Origin of the sequence: Robiginitalea aurantiaca, from assembly GCF_030380815.1 — a bacterium.
GTDB lineage: Bacteria > Bacteroidota > Bacteroidia > Flavobacteriales > Flavobacteriaceae > Robiginitalea > Robiginitalea aurantiaca.
Map to the genome: position 1 here is coordinate 1 of NZ_JAUDUY010000010.1, position 21,865 is coordinate 21,865.

General features: G+C 49.1%; 14 protein-coding genes and 2 riboswitches. Of the genes, 9 read left to right on the forward strand and 5 right to left on the reverse strand.

Features of this window, described 5'->3' with window-relative positions:
* The 4 genes from QU605_RS13500 to QU605_RS13515 all read right to left on the reverse strand — a co-directional run.
* Positions 1 to 758: Na+ dependent nucleoside transporter N-terminal domain-containing protein (locus QU605_RS13500; RefSeq protein ID WP_289725850.1), on the reverse strand; the 758-nt coding region annotated here is incomplete at its 3' end.
* Positions 709 to 1,341 (reverse strand): bifunctional nuclease family protein, encoded by a 633-nt coding sequence (locus QU605_RS13505; RefSeq protein ID WP_289725851.1) that lies wholly within the window; start codon positions 1,339 to 1,341, stop codon positions 709 to 711. The genes QU605_RS13505 and QU605_RS13500, both read right to left, overlap by 50 nt.
* 86 nt (positions 1,342 to 1,427) lie before the next feature.
* A complete protein-coding gene (locus QU605_RS13510) occupies positions 1,428 to 2,396 on the reverse strand; it encodes an electron transfer flavoprotein subunit alpha/FixB family protein (protein WP_289725852.1) in 969 nt (322 codons plus the stop codon).
* A 17-nt stretch (positions 2,397 to 2,413) separates the two neighbouring features.
* Positions 2,414 to 3,160 (reverse strand): electron transfer flavoprotein subunit beta/FixA family protein, encoded by a 747-nt coding sequence (locus tag QU605_RS13515; RefSeq protein WP_289725853.1) that lies wholly within the window; start codon positions 3,158 to 3,160, stop codon positions 2,414 to 2,416.
* 185 nt (positions 3,161 to 3,345) lie between these two features.
* Between QU605_RS13515 and QU605_RS13520 the strand changes: the two genes are divergently transcribed.
* The 4 genes from QU605_RS13520 to QU605_RS13535 all read left to right on the forward strand — a co-directional run bounded on the left by QU605_RS13520 (position 3,346) and on the right by QU605_RS13535 (position 10,616).
* On the forward strand, positions 3,346 to 4,323 hold the full coding sequence (locus QU605_RS13520; RefSeq protein WP_289725854.1) for a pyruvate dehydrogenase complex E1 component subunit beta: 978 nt from the start codon (positions 3,346 to 3,348) through the stop codon (positions 4,321 to 4,323).
* 152 nt (positions 4,324 to 4,475) lie between these two features.
* Positions 4,476 to 6,968, forward strand: a complete 2,493-nt coding sequence (locus QU605_RS13525; RefSeq protein ID WP_289725855.1) for a DUF5686 family protein — start codon at positions 4,476 to 4,478, stop codon at positions 6,966 to 6,968.
* Between the two features lie 132 nt (positions 6,969 to 7,100).
* On the forward strand, positions 7,101 to 9,518 hold the full coding sequence (locus QU605_RS13530; RefSeq protein WP_289725917.1) for a sodium-translocating pyrophosphatase: 2,418 nt from the start codon (positions 7,101 to 7,103) through the stop codon (positions 9,516 to 9,518).
* Between the two features lie 93 nt (positions 9,519 to 9,611).
* Complete coding sequence (locus QU605_RS13535) at positions 9,612 to 10,616, forward strand: App1 family protein phosphatidate phosphatase (protein ID WP_289725856.1); 1,005 nt, start codon at positions 9,612 to 9,614, stop codon at positions 10,614 to 10,616.
* Positions 10,617 to 10,630: 14 nt separating this feature from the next.
* Here QU605_RS13535 and QU605_RS13540 read toward each other — a convergent pair whose 3' ends face one another.
* Positions 10,631 to 11,245 carry a deoxynucleoside kinase gene (locus QU605_RS13540; protein WP_289725857.1) on the reverse strand — a complete coding sequence of 205 codons (615 nt, stop codon included), beginning with the start codon at positions 11,243 to 11,245 and terminating at the stop codon, positions 10,631 to 10,633.
* A gap of 349 nt (positions 11,246 to 11,594) precedes the next feature.
* Between QU605_RS13540 and metK the strand changes: the two genes are divergently transcribed.
* The 5 genes from metK to metH all read left to right on the forward strand — a co-directional run bounded on the left by metK (position 11,595) and on the right by metH (position 21,858).
* Positions 11,595 to 12,851 carry a methionine adenosyltransferase gene (metK, locus tag QU605_RS13545; protein WP_289725858.1) on the forward strand — a complete coding sequence of 419 codons (1,257 nt, stop codon included), beginning with the start codon at positions 11,595 to 11,597 and terminating at the stop codon, positions 12,849 to 12,851.
* Positions 12,852 to 12,905: 54 nt separating this feature from the next.
* Positions 12,906 to 13,023: riboswitch (SAM riboswitch) on the forward strand.
* Between the two features lie 102 nt (positions 13,024 to 13,125).
* Positions 13,126 to 16,536, forward strand: a complete 3,411-nt coding sequence (thrA, locus tag QU605_RS13550) for a bifunctional aspartate kinase/homoserine dehydrogenase I (RefSeq protein ID WP_289725859.1) — start codon at positions 13,126 to 13,128, stop codon at positions 16,534 to 16,536.
* Positions 16,523 to 17,725, forward strand: a complete 1,203-nt coding sequence (locus tag QU605_RS13555; RefSeq protein WP_289725860.1) for a trans-sulfuration enzyme family protein — start codon at positions 16,523 to 16,525, stop codon at positions 17,723 to 17,725. The genes thrA and QU605_RS13555 overlap by 14 nt, the downstream gene beginning before the upstream one ends.
* Before the next feature lie 163 nt (positions 17,726 to 17,888).
* Positions 17,889 to 18,030: riboswitch (SAM riboswitch) on the forward strand.
* 100 nt (positions 18,031 to 18,130) lie between these two features.
* Positions 18,131 to 19,177 (forward strand): homocysteine S-methyltransferase family protein, encoded by a 1,047-nt coding sequence (locus tag QU605_RS13560; protein WP_289725861.1) that lies wholly within the window; start codon positions 18,131 to 18,133, stop codon positions 19,175 to 19,177.
* On the forward strand, positions 19,174 to 21,858 hold the full coding sequence (gene metH, locus QU605_RS13565) for a methionine synthase (RefSeq protein ID WP_434967934.1): 2,685 nt from the start codon (positions 19,174 to 19,176) through the stop codon (positions 21,856 to 21,858). Before QU605_RS13560 ends, metH begins: the two co-directional genes overlap by 4 nt.
* The last annotated feature ends 7 nt before the right edge of the window (positions 21,859 to 21,865 follow it).

Consider the following 21,865-nt stretch of genomic DNA (forward strand, 5'->3'; position numbering starts at 1 on the left):
CCCCCTAAAAATCCGATATAGGCGGCCAGGACGCCACCGGCTACCGTTGCCATCCCCCCGATCATGACCAGAAGAATCTCCGATCGGTTCATCTTTTCCAAATAGGCTTTAATCAGTAGGGGTGCCTCGGTTTGTCCGAGGAAAATGTTCCCTGCAATGCTGAGGCTTTCAGGTCCCGAAATTCCAAGGGAGCGGGAGAGCAACCAGGCCAAACCTCTTACAATGCGCTGAATGATGCCTAAATAATAGAGGACCGAAGTAAGGGCGGAGAAAAAGATAATGGTCGGGAGAATTTGAAAGGCAAAAACATAACCGATGTTTGGGTTATCGAGATTCAAAAGGTTCCCAAAAATAAAGGTGCTCCCTGCAAGGGTGAATTCGAGGATGTTGTTAAAGAAAGTACCCAGCAGATTAAAGAACCACTGAACGGCCGGGACTTTAAGCACGCCGATGGCCAGAAGTACCTGTATGGAAATACCCATGCCCACAGTTTTCCAGTTGATCCGCTTTCTGTGTGAGCTAAAGGCAAAGGCTATGGCGAGTAATACGACCAATCCGAGGATGCCTCTGCCAAAAGAGTTTATGCTGAATCCCTGATTTGGGATGAGGGTGTCTAAAGGTATTTCCTGCGTAAATCCCGAAATTGGAAAAAAGAGCAGAACCAGGAAGAGAAGGGTTGCGAAACTCGAATACCGCCCCTTATTCAACTCAGCTTTTGCGTTTGGATATTTCATCCCTGAGCTTGGCAGCTTTCTCATAATCTTCGCCTGTTACGGCCTTTTCGAGTTCCTTGTTGAGGTCTTCCAAACTCATTTCCTTGTATGGGGCCGATGATCCCGGATCGATTTCAACAGCCTCTCCTTCCTGCAGGATTTCGTCTACCATGATGCTTTCGTCCCCATCCTCTTTTTCCTTGTCTTTTGACGAGAATTTAAGGAAGATACCCGCCTTGTCCAGGATGGCCTTATAGGTAAAAATAGGTGCGTCAAATCGGAGTGCCAGGGCAATGGCATCACTTGTACGGGCATCGATAATCTCCTCTACCTTATCTCTTTCCGAAATAATGCTGGAGTAAAAAACGCCGTCGACCAGTTTGTGGATAATCACCTGTTTGATGACGATCTGGAATCGGTCGGCAAAATTTTTGAATAAATCGTGCGTAAGGGGTCTGGGAGGTTGAATTTCTTTCTCCAAAGCGATGGCAATGGACTGTGCTTCAAAAGCTCCTATTACAATTGGGAGCTTGCGCTCCCCGTCAACTTCATTGAGAATAAGGGCATAGGCTCCATTCTGAGTCTGGCTGTAAGAAATCCCTTTAATTTTTAACCTGACAAGGCTCATAGGCAAATTTAATGCATGAGAGGACTGTTAAACAACAGGGAGCTCCGGTTATTTAACGGTCCCTAAGAACGACAAATTAACAAAAATTAGCCGTTTTGTGCCTTAAATTCCTTTAATTTTTCGATCAATTCAGGAACCACCTCAAAGGCATCGCCAACCACTCCGTAGTCCGCTGCTTTAAAGAATGGCGCCTCTGGATCCGTATTGATCACTACTTTGGTCTTGGAGGCATTTACCCCTGCAAGGTGCTGTATGGCACCTGAGATTCCAATGGCGATATAAAGGTTGCTGGCTACGGGTTTTCCAGTCTGGCCAACGTGCTCGCTATGGGGTCTCCAACCCAAATCTGAAACCGGTTTGGAACAAGCAGTTGCCGCTCCCAGTACATCGGCGAGGTCCTCGATCAGATTCCAGTTTTCTGGTCCTTTCAGGCCACGTCCACCTGAAACTACGATCTCTGCATCTGCAATAGTCACTTTGTCCGATGCCTTGTCTACAGCCGTTGATTTGACCCCAAAATCGGAATCGGATACATTCGGGGAGAACGACTCCACGTTAGCAGTGACGGCATGCTCCCGGGCTCCGAAGGCATTGTTGGATACCCCGATAATGGCGGGTTCTCCTTTGAGTTCGGTGAAGGCAAATCCCTTATTGCTGAAGGCGGTCCGTTTTACTACAAGCGGTTCGGTGCTCTCGGGAAGACTCACCACATTATTTACGTATCCACCCTTCAACATACCGGCGAGGATGGCGGCGGCGTACTTTGTGTCTGTACTGGAACTTGTTACCACAACCGTCGCATTGGTTTCGGCTACAGCCTGACGCATAACCGATGCAATGGCCTTCGCGTTGAATGCGTCCAGCCGATCCTCAGTAACATTGAGTACGCGGGAAATACCAAAGGCACCGAGCTGATCGGGATTTTCGGCATTTACCGAAAGGGCTATGACCTCTGTCCCCATACTTTTAGCCAATTCACTGGCATAGCTCGCCACTTCAAAGGCATTTTTTTTGAAACCTCCTTTATCGGATTCTGTATATACGAGTACTGGCATTTTTCTCTGTTTTGCGTTTAAATTACTTTGGCTTCCTTGTGGAGCAACTGTATCAATTCGTCTATGTTTTCCGGATCTACAAGTTTAACGGCTCCTTTGGGTTCAGGCTTTTCAAACCGAACATCCAGGGTACCCTCTGCAGCATCTACCGGAGGTACTACTGTAAGTTTTTTCTGACGCGCCATCATAATACCTCTCATATTGGGGATGCGCAGATCACTTTCTTCAACGAGTCCTTTCTGGCCTCCGATAATCAAAGGCAATGAGGTTTCAAGGGTCTCTTTACCCCCGTCGATCTCCCGGACCCCTATGGCCTTGTTTTCCTCCACCTCAAGGGAAATGCAGGTGTTGATGAAATTCATATCGAGCATGGCAGCCATCATTCCCGGAACCATACCTCCGTTGTAATCTATAGATTCCCTTCCTGCAATGATCAGGTCGTAACCCCCTTTTTGGACTATCTCCGATAGCTGTCGGGCTACAAAAAGACCATCTACAGGTTCGGCATCGATACGTATACCTTCATCGGCTCCGATGGCAAGGGATTTGCGGATTGTGGGTTCCACAGCCGCAGTACCTACAGTGGCTACATGCACGGTAGCCCCCTGCTTTTCTTTAAACCACATCGCACGGGTTAGCCCGAATTCGTCATTCGGATTGATTACAAACTGCACGCCTGTAGTGTCAAAGGCCTTTTGGTCGGCGGTAAAATTAATTTTAGAAGTGGTATCCGGCACGTTGCTGATACATACAAGGATCTTCATATAAACGCGGTTTAATACGATTAAAAGTGGGTACTAAGATAGCCAATAATTTTGAAAAATACTATGCATGCATAATAAAAATAGTATTGAATTTAATGAAGTTGAGGCCTCTTATTTGCACTATATTTTTCTATTTTTGTGGGCGATTCTCGCGTAAGCGAAAATGCATTGATTAAAATTTTGCCATGAAGACCATACAATTCAGAGAAGCGATTGCAGAAGCCATGTCCGAGGAAATGCGAAGGGACGAATCCATTTATCTAATGGGTGAAGAAGTCGCGGAATACAACGGAGCATATAAGGCTTCAAAAGGGATGTTGGATGAATTTGGCCCGAAACGGGTGATCGATACTCCGATTTCCGAACTGGGCTTCGCGGGCATCGGAGTCGGTTCCGCAATGATCGGAAACCGGCCTATTATCGAATTTATGACCTTTAACTTTGCCCTGGTAGGTATTGATCAGATTATCAACAATGCGGCCAAAATGCGACAAATGTCTGGAGGTCAGTTTAATATACCCATCGTTTTTCGCGGGCCTACGGCCTCTGCTGGTCAGCTCGGGGCAACACATTCACAGGCCTTTGAAAGCTGGTTTGCGAATTGCCCGGGCCTCAAAGTAGTTGTCCCGTCGAATCCACGGGATGCCAAGGGATTGCTGAAATCTGCCATTCGCGATGACGATCCGGTGATTTTCATGGAATCCGAGCAGATGTACGGGGATAAAGGTGAAATGCCGGAGGGCGAATTCACACTCCCGATCGGTGTTGCCGAAGTCAAACGCGAAGGGAAGGATGTTACCATTGTTTCTTTTGGTAAAATCATCAAAGAGGCATTTGCTGCGGCTGAAGCGTTGGAGAAAGAGGGTATTTCATGTGAAGTTATCGACCTGATGACCATACGCCCCATGGATCACGAAACCATTTTAGCATCCGTACAAAAAACAAACCGCATGGTAATTCTCGAAGAAGCTTGGCCTTTTGGGAATATTGCTACAGAAATTATCTATCATGTTCAGTCCAGGGCTTTCGATTACCTGGATGCCCCCATCGTAAAGCTCAATACTGCAGATACCCCTGCGCCTTACTCACCGGTACTCCTCCAGGAATGGCTGCCTAACCGGGAAGATGTAATAAAAGCGGTCAAGAAAGTGTTATACAAATAAACAGAAGCCGTGTGTAACGTTTCCTCTGCTATCCCGACCAAACAGAGGGCCGTGTTCAATTGATATTTTACGATTCACTTATACTCCCATTTTCATTTAGAAAATAACGGGACCTCCAGGGTTATGGATCCCGGATTTTAAAACGTCTATAAATGCAGCGACTGCTCGCAGTATTGGTTTTTTGGATTGCCGCCATTGGCATGGCCCAGACCAAGGTCGGCGGTGTTGTCGTGGACGAACTGGGGGATCCTATTGCTTTTGCAAATGTCCTTTTTAAGAACTCCACGGAAGGGACTATCAGTAATGACGATGGTCGCTTTTACCTCGAATCCGAAGAGCGCTACGACACCCTTGTCGTTTCCTTTGTAGGGTACGCGAGTCGTGAGATTCTGCTTACCTCCAGGGCGGACCTCAGGATGGAGATTGTACTGGCAGAAGGGGAACAGCTGGATGAGGTTATTGTTTTTGTCGGAAAACAGCCCAAAAAGAACAACCCGGCCATTGAAATTCTGAGAAAAATATGGGCCAAAAAACGTTCCAACGGACTTCAGCTTTACAGGCAGTACCGGTACGATGAATACGAAAAAACAGAATTCGACCTCAATACCATTGACAGTGCCCTGATGCAGAGCAAGTTGTTTGATGGAATGGAGTTCGTCTTTGAAGACCTCGATACCTCCCGGATTACAGGGAAAACCTACCTGCCGGTTTTTATCAATGAGAAGTTGACCAAGGTTTATGGAGACAACGACATGAATCTCGAAAAACGCATGGTGCTCGGGAATAAAAACTCAGGCTTTAGCAATAATCAGGCAATCATTGCCTTTCTGCAGGACCTGTATACCCAATATGATGTTTACGATAATTACATCAAAATATTCGACAAAAGCTTTACGAGCCCACTTTCTCGTACAGGAATCGATACCTACAACTACGTGCTTGCAGACAGTGCCTTTATTAAGGATAAATGGTGCTATAACATCATTTACTACCCAAGACGGAAAAACGAGCTGACCTTCAAAGGGGATTTCTGGGTTAATGATTCCACATATGCGATTGCAGAAATTAACATGCAGGCCACCCGAAGCGCTAATGTAAACTGGGTTAAGGAACTTTATATCGAACAGGAGTTTGAAGTGCTCTCTGATTCTGTTTTCCTGCTTAAACGGGACTATCTGCTGACCGATTTTGCACTGAATAAAAAAGACAAGTCCAGGGGGGTGTACGGGAAACGGACCACGGTATACGACAATTACTTTTTTGATCAGCCCCAGACCAGGGATTTCTATAAGCAGAAGCAGGATCCATATAATCCTGTAATCCTTGAGCGTAGTGATACCTTCTGGGACAACAACCGCCTGGAGGATCTCAATAAGGACGAGAAAGGAATCTATGCGATGCTGGATACCCTTAAAACCGTTCCTAAATTCAAAACCTTTTATTATTTGTCCAGCGTGTTGGGCTCCGGGTATATCGAAATAGATAAATGGAACATCGACCTGGGCGACATTTACAGTGCCTGGGGTTATAACGACGCAGAGGGCGTGCGCTTCCGAGGCGGGGCCCGGACCTTTTTCGGGCAGAATGACCCCTGGCGTCTTCAGGCCTACGGGGCTTATGGTTTTATGGATAAAAAGTTCAAGTACGGATTATCGGGAAAGATACTTTTGGACCGGAAGAACCGCCTGATCCTCTCCGGGGGTAACCGACGGGATATCGAACAATTGGGCTTAAACCTGACTGCAACCACAGACGTATTGGGGCGGAGTATAGCCTCTGGGAATTTTCTCACCGTGGGGTCAAATGACCGGCTGACGAACATCAACCTCAGTACGCTGATGCTGGAAATGGAACCCGTCAAAAACCTCCGGATGCGTTTTGGGACTTCTTTTCGCACCATGAAATCGGCTCTGCCGGACGCCTTCAGCCTGGATTACCTGGATCCGGATGCCCCTGGGGGTATATCCTCCCAGATAAAGCAGTTTGATCTGATTACGACACTGGTCTATACGCCTGGCAAACGCGTTATCGGTTACGGGGTAGAGCGACGGGATATCAATGATGACTACAGTACCCTGCTATTGAATTTCACCCATGGGGTACGTGGTTTTCTGGAGAGTGACTTCGACTACCGCAAGGTTCAGTTGTCCTATACCAAACCCTGGCAAATCGGTGGTCTGGGACGCCTTACGACATCTGTGGAGTTGGGGAAAACTTTTGGGGCTGTACCGCTCGGACTTCTCAATATTGTTCCGGGTAACCAGACATTCTTCACGATTTTCAATGCGTTTCCCAACCTTGATTTTTACGAGTTTGTGACCGATACCTACACCTCCATGCATATGGAACACAATTTTAACGGTCGTCTGTTTTCGCGAATTCCCTTGCTCCGGGAGTTGAATCTCCGTGAGATCGTCGGATTAAGGGGTGTATGGGGCGAGCTCTCGGAGGAAAATCGCCTGCTGAGTTCCCCGACCAACATCCCCTTGCAGGCTCCGGATGACCGCATATACTGGGAGTACTCTTTTGGCATTGGCAACATCTTTAAGCTATTCAGGGTCGATTTCAACTTCAGGGGGAATTACCTGGAAAACCCCGGAGCCCGACCCTTCAGCGTTACAGGGACTTTTGGCCTTCAGTTTTAGGGATTCTCAAAAATAGATTCCCTGGGATTCTTCCATTCTTTTCAGGTCCTCAGGCGTTCAAAAAAGTGCTTTCATATTCCAACCCCTTTCATTACTTTTGCACCCGTTTTAAACTACTAAATAGCTGACATGATGGAACAAATCGTGAATTATTTATGGGCCTTCGGACTGCTGGGCCTCGTCTTTGTGTTTTTTAAGAATGCATGGGTATCCAAGCAGGAGGAGGGAGATGCCAAAATGGCTCGCATCGCCAAGAATATAGCTGAAGGAGCGATGTCCTTCCTTAAGGCTGAGTACCGTATCCTCGCCATTTTTGTTGCAGCCGTTGCCATTCTCCTCTATTTTAAAGGAGAGAATGAAGTTGGTTCCAATGGAATGGTTGCCCTTTCTTTTATAGTGGGAGCGATCTGTTCTGCCCTCGCAGGTTTTATTGGGATGAAGGTTGCCACTAAGGCAAATGTTCGTACTACGCATGCAGCAAGGACTTCCCTGGGGAAAGCCCTTGAAGTAGCATTCGCCGGAGGATCCGTAATGGGGATGGGCGTTGTAGGTCTGGGTGTACTCGGACTCAGTGGTTTGTTTATGTTTTATAGCTCAATGGGATGGGCTGGTGGTACGGGTTCCGTAGATGGTATCGCTATGGTACTTAACGTACTTTCCGGTTTTTCTCTAGGAGCATCATCCATAGCCCTTTTTGCCCGTGTGGGCGGAGGGATCTACACCAAGGCGGCCGATGTAGGAGCCGACCTCGTGGGAAAAGTAGAAGCCGGTATTCCTGAGGACCACCCGTTGAACCCCGCCACGATTGCGGATAACGTAGGAGATAATGTTGGGGATGTCGCAGGAATGGGCGCTGACCTTTTTGAATCGTATGTGGGATCTATTATAGGGACCATGGTTCTCGGAGCTGCTTTTGTGGGACTTCCCGAATTTCAGGAGGCATTCAATGGTCTTGGAGCCGTTTACCTGCCATTGGCGCTGGCCGGTGCGGGGATTGTGATGTCCATTATCGGAACGTTCTTTGTCCGCGTTAAGGACGGAGGTTCTCCGCACAGGGCATTGAATATCGGCGAATTCAGTTCAGCGATTTTAACGCTGATCGTATCGTATTTTCTGATTGTCAATATGCTTCCTGAGACCTGGACAATGGGAGGAAAGGAATACTCCTCTCTGGGTGTTTTCTTTGCCACAATCGCTGGTCTTATCGCCGGTCTTCTTGTCGGTAAGGTGACCGAATACTATACAGGTACAGGTACCAAGCCCGTAAATGCCATCGTGCGCCAATCGGAAACAGGGGCAGCGACCAATATTATCGCAGGTCTGGGCGTGGGAATGATGTCTACAGCAATTCCAATTCTCCTTATCGCTGCAGCTATTTTGGTTTCGCACCATTTTGCCGGGCTATACGGTATCGCTATTGCGGCTGTGGGAATGCTCGCCAATACAGGAATTCAGTTGGCGGTAGATGCCTACGGACCGATCTCCGATAATGCCGGAGGAATCGCAGAGATGGCAGAACTTCCCAAGGAAGTCCGCGAAAGAACTGATAAACTCGATGCTGTTGGTAATACCACCGCAGCCATAGGAAAAGGCTTTGCAATTGCTTCAGCGGCACTTACTGCCCTGGCCCTTTTTGCGGCCTTTATGCAGACTGCAAGAGTAACTGCCATTGACGTATCCCGTCCGGATATCATGGCCGGATTGCTCGTCGGGGCCATGCTTCCATTTGTCTTCTCAGCACTTTCCATGAATGCTGTGGGCCGAGCGGCTATGGCCATGATCGAAGAAGTGCGCCGCCAGTTCAGGGATATTCCGGAACTCAATAAAGCCCTCGCAGTGATGCGCAAGTACGACTCAGACATGTCTAAGGCAAATGCTGAGGACCGCGCGATTTTTGATGCTGCAGACGGCAAGGCGGAATACGACAAATGTGTGGAGATTTCCACCAAAGCTTCCATCCGTGAAATGGTTCTTCCCGGACTGCTCGCAATTGCAGTTCCCGTTGCTATTGGATTTATCGGTGGCGCTGAAATGCTCGGGGGCCTGTTGGCCGGAGTTACTTCTGCCGGCGTTCTGATGGCCATTTTCCAGTCGAATGCCGGGGGTGCCTGGGATAATGCCAAAAAAATGATCGAATCAGAAGGTCGCAAAGGAACGGATGCACATAAGGCAGCTGTTGTTGGGGATACGGTTGGGGATCCGTTTAAGGATACCTCCGGACCTTCCCTGAATATCCTGCTTAAATTGATCTCTGTTGTTGCCCTTGTTATTGCACCGAGTATCGCGCTTTCCTCTGACACAGCCATGGCATATGCCGAAGCAGGAGTTGGATCTGAAATGAGCCAGAAGATTGAGGTGCATATGGAAACTTCTGAAGAAGGTAACCTTACAGCCCACATTACCACTACGACCGTCGAAAACGGAGAGAAAAATGTGAATCAGCAAATAATTTCAGGCTCTGAGGAAGAGGTCAAAGCTAAGATTGAAAACCTCAAAGAGGTGACTGCAGACGGAAAGGTCATCAAGGAAGTCATCGTAGAAGAAGAATAAATATTCCTTCGAAAATTAAGTTTAAAAACCCGGGCCTCAGTGTCCGGGTTTTTTTGTGCTTTAAGGCAGTGCGGTAATTTGTAACTTAGCAACATGGCGTGGTTTGGAAAGAAGGATCCCCTACAGATTATCGGGTTTCAGACCTATGGAACTCAAGAGCATATTTATGCCCGGGGAAGGGCCCTGGAAGATGAGACCATAGATCTCGCCCAGAAGGGGACCATTCAATTACTACTCAATAGCTGGAAGCGTTTTGAAACGGATGAGATACGTCATGCGCCATTGAGTATGCATCTTTCAGACGGACGCAGGATGGGTGTGACGACGGATGACCACGGGTATTTTGTGTTGGATAAAACGGTAGGCGATCTTGGAAAGTTGGTCAACCAGGAAAACTGGCTTACCTATGAGATCTCCTTTGATATGGAAAACACCCGTCATCAGATCCTGGGGTCTAACCGGTTTCCGGGATCCCTGCTGATACCTTCAGATGATGTTTCATACGGCGTGATCACGGATATTGACGATACCATATTACACACCGGGGTGACGTCCTATATGAAATGGCAGGTGATCGCCAATACCCTGTTCAAAAGAGCTCATAGTCGCATTCCCTTACAGGGTGCAGCGGAGTTGTACCATCAACTACACCGGGGGAAAACCGGTTTTGAGGCGAATCCCGTGTTCTATGTAAGTCACAGTCCCTGGAATCTCTACCGCTATTTGGAATTTTTCCTCAGTGCCAATGAGTTTCCAAAAGGGCCGATTCTGCTCAGGAGTATGGCGAGTGTTTTGGGGATGGCGGCCGAAGGACACATTCCCCATAAGGAGCATGAGATTGGCAATATTCTTAAAACCTATCCAAAGATGACGTTTATCCTCATCGGTGACAGTGGGGAAAAGGATGCGGATATTTACCTTAAGATCGCCAGGGAGTACCCGGGCCGAATCCGCGCTATTTATCTGCGTTCGGTAAGGCGCAGGTCCCGGACGGAACGCGTTCGAAGACTGACAGAGCAGGAAACCGATATCCCTATCCTGGTCGTAGACAGGAGCGAGGAAGTCGCGCAGCACGCTAAAAAAATGGGTTTTATCTGAGTTGAGACCGGCCTCTAGAATAAACCGTTGATCTCTGCATCGATCTTGTTGATCACCTCACCAAGGTGTTCCGGTTCGGAAACAAAATCCAGGTCATCAACATTGACGATCAGAAGTTTCCCCCCTTCATACCCTTCCGCCCAGGCTTCATAGCGTTCGTTGAGGCGACTCAGGTAATCTATGGAGATGGAGTTTTCGTACTCCCGCCCTCTTTTATGGATCTGATTGACAAGGTTGGGTATGGAACTCCTGAGATAAATGAGGAGGTCAGGTGGCTGAACCAGGCTTTCCATAAGGTCGAAAAGGCCGATGTAATTCTGAAAATCACGATTGGTCATCAGGCCCATCGCATGCAGGTTTGGGGCGAAAATAAATGCATCCTCGTAAATGGTCCGATCCTGAATGACATTCTTGCCGCTTTCCCGGATTTTGAGAATCTGCCGGTAACGGGTATTGAGAAAGTAGATCTGAAGGTTAAAGCTCCAACGCGCCATCTGGGTGTAGAAGTCGTCCAGATAGGGATTGTCGACTACATCTTCAAAATGCGCTTCCCACTTGTAGTGTTTGGCGAGCAGTTCGGTTAGTGTTGTTTTTCCCGCGCCTATGTTCCCGGCCACTGCAATATGCATACAATTCTTTTTTTGCCCGGTCGATTTGACCAAATGTAGAAGCACAATATACAAAGTATCTGCACTTCGGGGAAATAAAAACGATGCAATGCACTCAGGGTTTAAAAGTTGATGAAATGCCCGGCTGCGGACCGGGTACCCGGGTTTTCTTTTTTTATTTTGCCGATTAGAACGGATACCCTATTTTTGAGGTCGATAACGAGGATAGATTTGACTGATTGCAACCTCGGAGTCCGGTAACCGGAATCCATAAAATGCTAAAGCAGTATGCTCCACCGCACAGGTGCTGGCTTTTCTACTGTTTAGTATTTCTTTTGCTTTTAGTCAGCTATCTCCAAAAATTAAGAACATGTCGTACCTGTTTACCTCCGAATCTGTGAGTGAGGGGCATCCGGATAAAATTGCCGACCAGATCAGCGATGCCTTGCTCGATAATTTCCTCGCATTTGACCCGGAAAGCAAAGTAGCCTGCGAAACCCTGGTGACTACCGGTCAAGTAGTTCTGGCCGGGGAAGTAAAAAGCCATACCTACGTAGATCTCCAACAGATTGCCCGTGAAACGATCAACAGCATTGGTTATACACAGGGCGCATATCGCTTCAGTGGGGATTCATGTGGAGTCATCTCCCTTATCCATGAACAATCTCCTGAAATCCTTCAGGGGGTAGACCGCGAAAGCAAGGAAGAGCAAGGGGCGGGTGATCAGGGAATGATGTTTGGATACGCCACACGGGAATCGGATAATTATATGCCGGTCGCCCTGGATATCGCACATAGAATTCTGCAAGAACTTGCGATGCTGCGTCGGGAGTCAAAGGAGATGACCTATCTCCGTCCAGATGCCAAGGCACAGGTGACCCTGGAGTATTCAGACGAGAATGTCCCACAGCGTATCGATACCATAGTGGTCTCTACCCAGCATGACCCCTTTGATGAATCAGATGAAGTTATGCTTCAGCAAATCGAGGCAGACATTCGAGGAATTCTTATTCCCAGAGTCGTGGCAGGCCTTCCGGAGCGGATTCAGAAGTTATTCGATTCAGAGATCACCTACCATATCAACCCTACTGGTAAGTTCGTTATCGGCGGTCCCCATGGGGATACGGGCCTTACAGGCAGGAAAATAATCGTGGACACCTATGGGGGGAAAGGTGCCCATGGGGGTGGGGCTTTCAGTGGAAAGGACCCCAGTAAGGTGGACCGCAGTGCAGCGTATGCAGCCCGCCATGCGGCCAAGAATTTAGTTGCGGCAGGAGTAGCAGACGAAATCCTGGTACAGGTTAGTTATGCGATCGGGGTGGCTGAACCCACTTCAGTAAATGTAAATACCTACGGCACATCCAGGGTGCCAATGACCGATGGAGCCATAGGTGAAAAAGTAATCGAACTCTTCGACATGCGGCCAGCTGCCATAGAAAGACGTCTTAAACTGAGGAATCCGATGTACCTGGAGACGGCTGCATACGGCCATATGGGCAGGGAACCCCGAGTGGTGGAAAAAGTATTCGAATCCCCGTACAATGGGCGTGTTGAAAAGAAAGTAGAGCTCTTTACCTGGGAAAAGCTCGATCGTGTCGCCGAAGTAAAAAAGGCATTTAACCTATAAGGGCTGCCGGGAATCGCTTGAGATTTTACAGTCAAAACGTTCAGTAATTTTTTGTCGTTATCGAGAAAGGTGTAGGGAATAGACCCGTTAAAACCTTGGCAACCCTTGATCTCATAAGATTGAGAAGGTGCTACATTCTACCTGGGAATACCTTTCCCGGGAAAGATAATTTCTGGCAATGGCCCTGCCTACTCCCTTTCCTTTAGCGCTTTTATATTCATCTCCCCGGAGCAAACTTTTGGATTTGATCCGGCTGGAACAGCGCCTGAAAAAAATGAAAACACATACATTACATGGGATTCAGTGGGATGCCTTTACCACCCTAAATGGGACCAAAATGCCCATCGCCCTGACCTATGAACAGTTTGGCAGGGAATTGCATACGGCTCCGGTAGTCCTGGTGAATCACGCCCTTACCGGTAATTCCAATGTAGCCGGCGCAGATGGTTGGTGGGCTTCCCTGGTCGGCCAGGGCAAATGTATTGATACAGACCGCTTCACGGTTTTGTGTTTTAATATCCCCGGCAATGGGTACGACGGTTTCCTGATTGAGAATTACAGGGACTTTGTAGCCGCAGATGTTGCCAGGATATTCCTCATGGGATTGGATTACCTGGGTGTTTCCAGCCTGTTTGCCCTTATTGGGGGTTCGCTGGGGGGTGGAATTGCCTGGGAAATGGCAGCCCTGAAACCGGATCTGACCCGCCACCTGATCCCAGTGGCTTCGGATTGGAAGTCTACGGACTGGTTGATCGCGAATTGCCAGATTCAACAGCAATTTCTCGAAAATTCAAGCAATCCTGTACACGATGCCCGTATGCACGCCATGCTCTGTTATCGAACCCCGGAGTCGTTCAAGGCGCGTTTTAAGCGCAGCACCAATGAAGAACTTCAGGTATTCAATGTGGAGAGCTGGCTGTTGCATCACGGAAAGAGACTGCAGGAACGGTTTCAATTGGGGGCCTATAAGTTTACAAATCAATTGTTGAAAACCATTGATATTTCCCGGGGTGGCGGCGATCGTTTTGAGACCCTGAAGGGAAGTGATACCTGTATTCATATTATAGGCGTGGACTCGGACCTGTTCTTTACCGCTTCCGAAAACAGAGCCACTTATCGGCAACTGGCGGAGTCCCGCAGCAATGTGACCTATGGGGAGATTCAATCCCTGCATGGGCATGACGCGTTTTTGATTGAGCACGAACAGATGGAGGAATTGCTCCGGCCCATTTTTCAGCCCGAAGCGGCCTACAGCGCCTATAAGGTGCTCAAATTTGGCGGAACATCCCTGGCCAATGGGGAAGGCCTGGTTCGGGTCCTGGAGATCATAGAGGACAAGTACCGTAAAGGGGAACGGCTGGTAGTAGTGCTTTCCGCAAGGGGCAGGGCCACCGATGAGCTGTTAGACATGCTTGAGTACGCCGCAAAAGGAAGGGATTATTCCCAGCAGTTGCAAGCGTTTCGGGAATACCAAAGATATTCGCTGTCGGATTCGGAAATGGACAGCGCTTTTGAAGGGTTGGAGCGTCTTTTGGAAGGGGTGCGCCTGTTAGGCGATTACAGCCCCAAGATTCGGGATCAGGTTGTGGCCTACGGGGAAGTGCTATCCTCCCAACTTGTTGCCGGCCTCCTGAATAAAAGGGACGTTCCGGCCGAATTTATCGATGCCAGAGACTTCCTCAGGACAGATGCCCAATTCGGAAATGCCCATATCCTTGAGGCTCCTTCAAGCGAGCTGACCCGGAACTTTTTCGATAAACTCAAAGGGGATGTGGTGGGGGTTGTCACCGGTTTTATCGCCTCAACTACAAATGGGGAAACCACAACCTTAGGGAGAAACGGAAGCAACTATACGGCAGCTTTACTGGCCAATTTCCTTAACGTGGATGAACTGGAAAATTACACCCATATTGACGGGATTTATACCGCAAACCCGGCCCTTGTGCCCAATGCCAAAAGAATTGAGCGTTTGTCCTATGACGAGGCGAATGAGATGGCCAATTTCGGGGCGAGTATTCTGCATGCCAAGACGATAATCCCCTTGCTTGAGAAAAACATCCCCCTGAGGATTCTAAACACTTTTGAAAAGGAGGGGGAGAGCACGCTGATCAGTGCGGCCCGGACACAAGGGGGTGTCCGTTCCCTTTCGGTCATCGAGGATGAGGCTCTGGTTCATCTCGAGGGTCGCGGTCTCCTGGGGAAAGCGGGAGTGGACGCGCGTATTTTTCAGGCCCTGGGTCGCTCCGGGATTAGTGTGGGAATGATTTCCCAGGGCTCCTCAGAACGCGGCATTGGACTGATCGTAAAAGCATCCGATGCAGACAGGGCCAGGAGCGTACTGGAACTGGAATTCGAAGCGGACCTCAAGACCAGGGACATCAGCCGAATTTTCGTCACCCGGGGGGTTGCGGTCATATCCCTGGTGGGGCAGGATTTGAGCACCTTTCATAAACCCTATAATGCGCTGATCCGCAATCAGATTGTGCCCCTTTTGTTTAACAATGCGGTGACGGGGCGCAACATCAGTCTGGTTGTGCACAAGACCGACATGATCAAAGCGCTCAATGTGATGCACAGTCAGATTTTCGGGATTAGCAAAATCACAAATCTCGCCCTGTTCGGTGTAGGTCAGGTTGGCCGCACGCTTATTGAACAGGTTCTGGCTTCGGCAGATCAGATTGAATCCCGCAAGGGGATACACCTAAAAATTGTGGCCATCGCCAATTCAAAAAAACTGCTTTTTGATCCCAATGGGATAGGGGAGGACTGGGAAATTCGTTTTAAAGACCAGAAAGATGGCTATACCCTTGAGGAGGTCTATCAGAAGACTTCGGCTTACCACCTGGAAAACCTTATCGCAGTCGACAATACGGCGAGCCTGGAGTTTACAACCCATTACTTGGATTTTCTACGCAATGGCTTTGACCTGGTCTCTTCCAACAAGATTGCCAACACAGGTTCTTATGCCGGGTATCAGCATTTGAGAACAGAACTCCGAAGATGTCAAAAGCAGTATTTGTACGAGACCAATGTAGGGGCAGGGCTTCCGCTGATCGATACGATACGCCTCCTGCATTTGTCGGGTGAAAATATTACCCGAATCAGAGGGGTGTTCTCAGGGTCCCTCAGTTTTATTTTTAACACATTTTCTTCCCGGGATTCCCTTTTTTCCGATATCCTCAGCAGGGCTATGAAAGCCGGGTATACCGAGCCAGATCCGAGGGAAGACCTTTCGGGGAGCGATGTGGGCCGGAAATTACTGATACTGGCAAGGGAATTGGGATTGGAAAATGAGTTTGAGGATATCCTGATTGAAAACCTGATCCCTGAGGAACTCCGGGATAAATCACTGACAGATTTTTTAAGCGCTTCCGAAACGCTGGATTCCCATTACAACACCCGGTTAAAAGGCGTGCCAGAAGGGCAGGTGCTTCGCTACATAGGAGAACTTTCCGGTGACCTTCAGAAGGAAAAGGGCCGGTTGGAAGTTAAATTGGAGTCTGTGCCCCAGGCGAGCCCCCTGGGTAATGTACAAGGAGCAGATTCGCTGATTGAGATTTACACAGCCTCCTACGGGACCCATCCTCTGGTAATCCAGGGCGCCGGGGCGGGGGCAGCTGTGACCGCAAGGGGGGTTTTCGGGGACCTGCTTCGAATTGCCGAAAAAGGCCATGCCGAATTTTAACATCACAAACCATATCATCGTGAAAAAACAACACACAGAAACCAGCGCCATACGTACACAGTTGCCGAGGACAGATTTTCAGGAGCATTCGGTTCCTTTGTACCTTACATCCAGTTTTGTCTTTGAAGATGCAGAAGACATGAGGGCTTCCTTTGCAGAAGAGAAAGCGCGTACCATTTATTCCAGGTATGCCAATCCGAATACGGATGAACTCATTGAAAAAGTATGTCTGATGGAAGGGGCGGAACGCGGGTTCGCCTTTGCTTCAGGAATGGCAGCCGTTTTTTCAACATTTGCCGCCCTGCTGGACAGCGGGGATCATATTGTGGCTTCCCGATCGGTATTCGGATCGACCCATACCCTGTTTACCTCGATTTTCCCGAAGTGGGGCATTTCCCATTCCTATTTCCCTTTTGATGCTCCTGAACAGATTGAGTCGCTGATCCGGCCCGAAACCCGAATTCTCTACGCCGAGTCACCGACCAACCCCGGGGTAGATATCCTCGACCTTGAACTTCTTGGAGAAATCGCCAGAAAGCACAATTTGCTGCTCGTGATCGATAACTGTTTTGCAACCCCATACCTGCAGCAACCCATTCGTTTTGGTGCAGATGTGGTGATTCATTCCGGAACCAAGCTCATGGATGGACAGGGACGTGTGCTGGCGGGCCTGGCCGTGGGTGCGGAATCCCTGATCGATAGGATTTACCGTTTTGCCCGCATTACAGGACCGGCCCTCTCACCATTTAATGCGTGGGTTTTGTCTAAAAGCCTGGAGACGCTTCCCGTACGGGTGGACCGGCATTGTGAGAATGCCCTGCAGGTCGCGCGCTTCCTCGAATCACATAAAAAGGTGCATTGGGTGAAGTATCCTTTTCTTCCCTCCCATCCTCAATATGATCTGGCCAAAAAGCAGATGAAGGCCGGGGGCTGTGTAGTGGCCTTTGAGGTAAAGGGAGGCGTAGAAGGCGGGCGAAACTTCTTTGACCGGATCGGGCTTTTGTCCCTTTCTGCAAATCTTGGGGATTCCCGTAGTATAGTAACGCACCCGGCCTCCACCACACATAGTAAACTTAGTGCAAAGGAGCGGGCCCAAAGTGGGATAACAGACGGAATGGTGCGTATTTCTGTAGGACTGGAACACCCGGAGGACATAATTGCGGACCTGGATCAGGCGCTGAGCGGTTAGACCCAGGGAAGGCGGCTTTTAGGGTTGGCCAATCGCTTCACGGCGAGCAGGCGGATTTGAGCCATCGGGAGTATTTGTGGCCTTTTGGGCCAAAAAGCAAGAGGATTCCTTGTTTAAAAACTTTGTGTAGTCTTACTTTGCAGGAGTTCATTGTCAGATTGTGGTGTTATTGAGAAAGGTGGAGGGATTAGACCCTGTGAAACCTTAGCAACCCTTTTACCCATTTCGGGAAAAGAAGGTGCTACGTTCTAACCTGTACTTCGAGTTTGTCATCCGACAACTTCACAAGATGGGAAAGATAACATTTGAGTTCGCCGAACCAATCCGGTTTACGCCTTCCTTTCCAATACATCCATTACATTTTTGATTCAAAAGCCTTTAGGGCAGGGGGTATAGATTTATAGCATGGAAAACATTGAAAAAATACTGGAGGAGCGCATTCTCATACTCGATGGGGCCATGGGCACCATGTTGCAGCGCTACCAGTTCGGGGAAGCTGATTTCCGGGGATTGCGGTTTAAGGACTGGCCTCAGCCCCTTCAGGGAAACAACGACCTGTTGTCCCTGACACAGCCTGAAGCCATAGCCGAAGTTCACAGAAAGTACCTTCTGGCCGGAGCGGATATTATCGAAACCAATACCTTCTCTTCCACCTCCGTGGCCATGGCTGATTACGGGATGGAGGACCTTGTCTATGAGCTGAACCTGGAATCAGCCAGAATAGCCGTTGAAGTCGCTGCTGAAGTCAGTAAGGACACCCCGGACAAACCTCGTTTTGTGGCGGGGAGTATCGGCCCTACTAACAAAACGACAAGCCTGTCCCCGGATGTCAATAACCCAGGGTTTCGCGCCATCACTTTTGAGGCCTTACGCCAGGCATACCGGGAACAAGTTGAAGGTTTGCTCGATGGAGGGGTCCACCTTTTACTGGTTGAAACCGTATTTGATACCCTCAATGCCAAGGCAGCCCTGATGGCCATTGGAGATGCCCAGGAACAACGACAGCGACAAGTACCTGTGATGGTCAGCGGCACGATCACAGATGCTTCCGGACGCACGCTATCGGGTCAGACAGCTGAGGCATTTTTGATTTCGATCAGCCATATGCCCTTGCTTACGGTAGGGTTTAACTGTGCTTTGGGGGCCAGTCAGCTGACACCCTACCTGCAAATCCTTGCCGACCGATGCAATGTGGGTGTTTCCGCCCACCCCAACGCCGGGTTGCCAAATGCATTTGGCGAATACGATCAGGGACCTTCTCAGATGGCCGGTCAAATCCGGGAATACCTGGAAAAGGGACTTATCAATATTATTGGTGGCTGTTGCGGTACCACTCCGGATCATATTGAGGCCATTACCGCCCTGGCGGCCGAATTTAACCCAAGGGTACTCCCGGAAGCCCAAAAGCAGGCTTCCACTTCTGCGAACCCAAATTCAAATCCATCATTGTGAGCACTACTCAGGAACGTTATTTGAAGTTGGCGGGGCTGGAACCCCTTGTGATCACTCCTGAAAGCAATTTCATCAATGTTGGGGAACGGACCAATGTGGCCGGGTCCCGCCGTTTCCTTCGCCTGATTAAAGAAGGTGATTTTGAAACGGCCCTGGATGTGGCCAGGGACCAGGTCGAAGGCGGGGCTCAGATCCTGGACATCAATATGGACGATGGCCTGATCGATGGAAAAGAAGCCATGGTGCGCTTCCTGAATCTGGTGATGGCAGAACCCGATATCGCGCGCATTCCAATGATGATAGACAGCTCCAGATGGGAGATTATTGAAGCGGGTTTGCAGGTGGTACAGGGCAAGTGTGTTGTGAACTCAATCAGCCTCAAAGAAGGGGAGGAAACCTTTTTGTGGCAGGCGCGTCAGATCCGACGCTATGGTGCAGCAGTTATTGTTATGGCCTTTGACGAACAGGGACAGGCCGATACCCTGGAAAGGCGAATTGAGATCGCTTCCCGATCTTATGAGCTGCTGACGCAGCAGGCAGATTTTCCACCAGAGGATATCATCTTTGACCTCAATATATTTCCAGTGGGTACCGGTATGGAAGAGCACCGGAGGAATGCCGTTGATTTTATAGAAGCTACGCGATGGGTGCGTCAGAACCTTCCGTATTGCAGTGTCAGTGGTGGGGTGAGCAATGTATCGTTTAGTTTTCGGGGAAACGCCAGGGTAAGGGAAGCAATGCACTCCGCCTTTCTCTACCACGCCATAAAGGCCGGGATGAATATGGGAATTGTCAATCCAACACTGCTGGAGGTATACGACGACATTCCCGAAACCCTTCTGAACCAAGTGGAGGATGTGCTGTTGAATCGGACGGAAGACGCTACCGAACGACTCCTGGAATACGCAGAAACCGTACAGGGAAATCATAAAAAAAGGGAGAAGGATGAATCCTGGCGAGAGCTTCCCCTGCAGGATCGGATCACCCGCGCACTGGTAAAGGGTATCGATCAATATATTGAGGCGGATGTGGAGGAAGCCCGAAAGGGATTCGATCGAACCATTGAAGTGATTGAAGGCCCTTTGATGCAGGGCATGAACGTTGTGGGAGATTTATTCGGGAGTGGAAAAATGTTCTTGCCCCAGGTGGTCAAGTCCGCCCGGGTAATGAAAAAAGCAGTGGCCTACCTCACCCCGTTTATAGAGGAAGAAAAGCGCTCGGGGGAGACCTCGGGGCCAGCTGGAAAGATTTTGATGGCTACCGTTAAGGGAGATGTGCATGATATTGGCAAGAATATTGTCAGTGTGGTCCTTGCATGCAACAATTATGAAATTGTGGATATGGGTGTTATGGTCCCACCGGAGAAGATCATTCAGACCGCAAAGGAGCAAAATGTGGACATTATCGGTCTGAGTGGCCTGATCACCCCGTCTCTGGATGAAATGGTATTTCTCGCCCGTGAGATGGAACGGCAGCACTTTCAAATCCCCCTGCTCATTGGGGGTGCAACCACGAGCAAGGCACATACTGCGGTAAAGATAGATCCCAAATACAGTGCGGCGGTTGTACATGTAAATGATGCAAGTCGCGCCGTGACAGTTGTTGGTGACCTCCTGCAAAAAGACCGGTCCGCAGCCTACAGGGATTCCATTAAACTCGATTATGAATCTTTCCGGGAAAAATTTCTGGCAAGGGGCAGGCAGAAATCCTACCTGCCTATCGAAGAAGCGAGGTCAAACAAATTGAGATTGGAATGGGATTCCGGAGAAATAGCTGTTCCCAGAATGTTGGGCGTACAGGAAACCGGACAGGTTGATTTAAGAAAATTGCTGCCCTACATCGACTGGTCCCCTTTTTTCAGGGCATGGGACTTGCACGGTAAATATCCTGACATCCTTTCAGATGCTGTGGTAGGTACCCAGGCCAGCGATTTGTATGCCGATGCGCAGCGAACTTTGAGAAAACTCATACGGGAGAGAAAACTCGTTGCCAAAGGGGTCTTCGGATTGTTTAAGGCAAATGCCGTAGGAGATGATATACAAATTGAAACCCCTGAAGGTCAAATCTCATTTTTCAGGACATTGCGGCAGCAGAGTTCAAAACGAAGCGGGGTTCCCAACATTGCATTATCGGATTTTATCGCTCCTGAGGCTACAGGAATGCAGGATTATATGGGGTGTTTTTGCGTGACCGCTGGTCTGGGAGTTGAACAGTTGGCTGCGTCCCTGAAAGAAAACCTGGATGATTATGAAAGCATTATGGTAAAAGCGCTGGCAGATCGGTTGGCAGAAGCTTTTGCAGAGTATCTGCACCGGGAGGTACGCATGAAATATTGGGGATACGCCCCCGACGAAAAATTGGACAACCAGGCCCTTATTAAGGAAGCATACCGGGGTATCCGTCCGGCACCCGGATATCCGGCCTGTCCGGACCATCTCGAAAAGGAGACCATTTGGGAATTGCTTCAGGTGGAAGAACGCATCGGCGTTCGCCTGACCGAGAGCCTTGCTATGTGGCCGGCCGCAAGTGTCAGCGGATACTATTTTGGCCATCCCGGGAGTCGTTATTTCGGATTGGGCAAAATAACCAGGGATCAATTGGTGGATTATGCCCTGAGGAAAAATATACCTGTGGAGAAAGCCGAAAAATGGCTGAGCCCGAATCTGGCTGAGGAGTCTTAAGGCATCT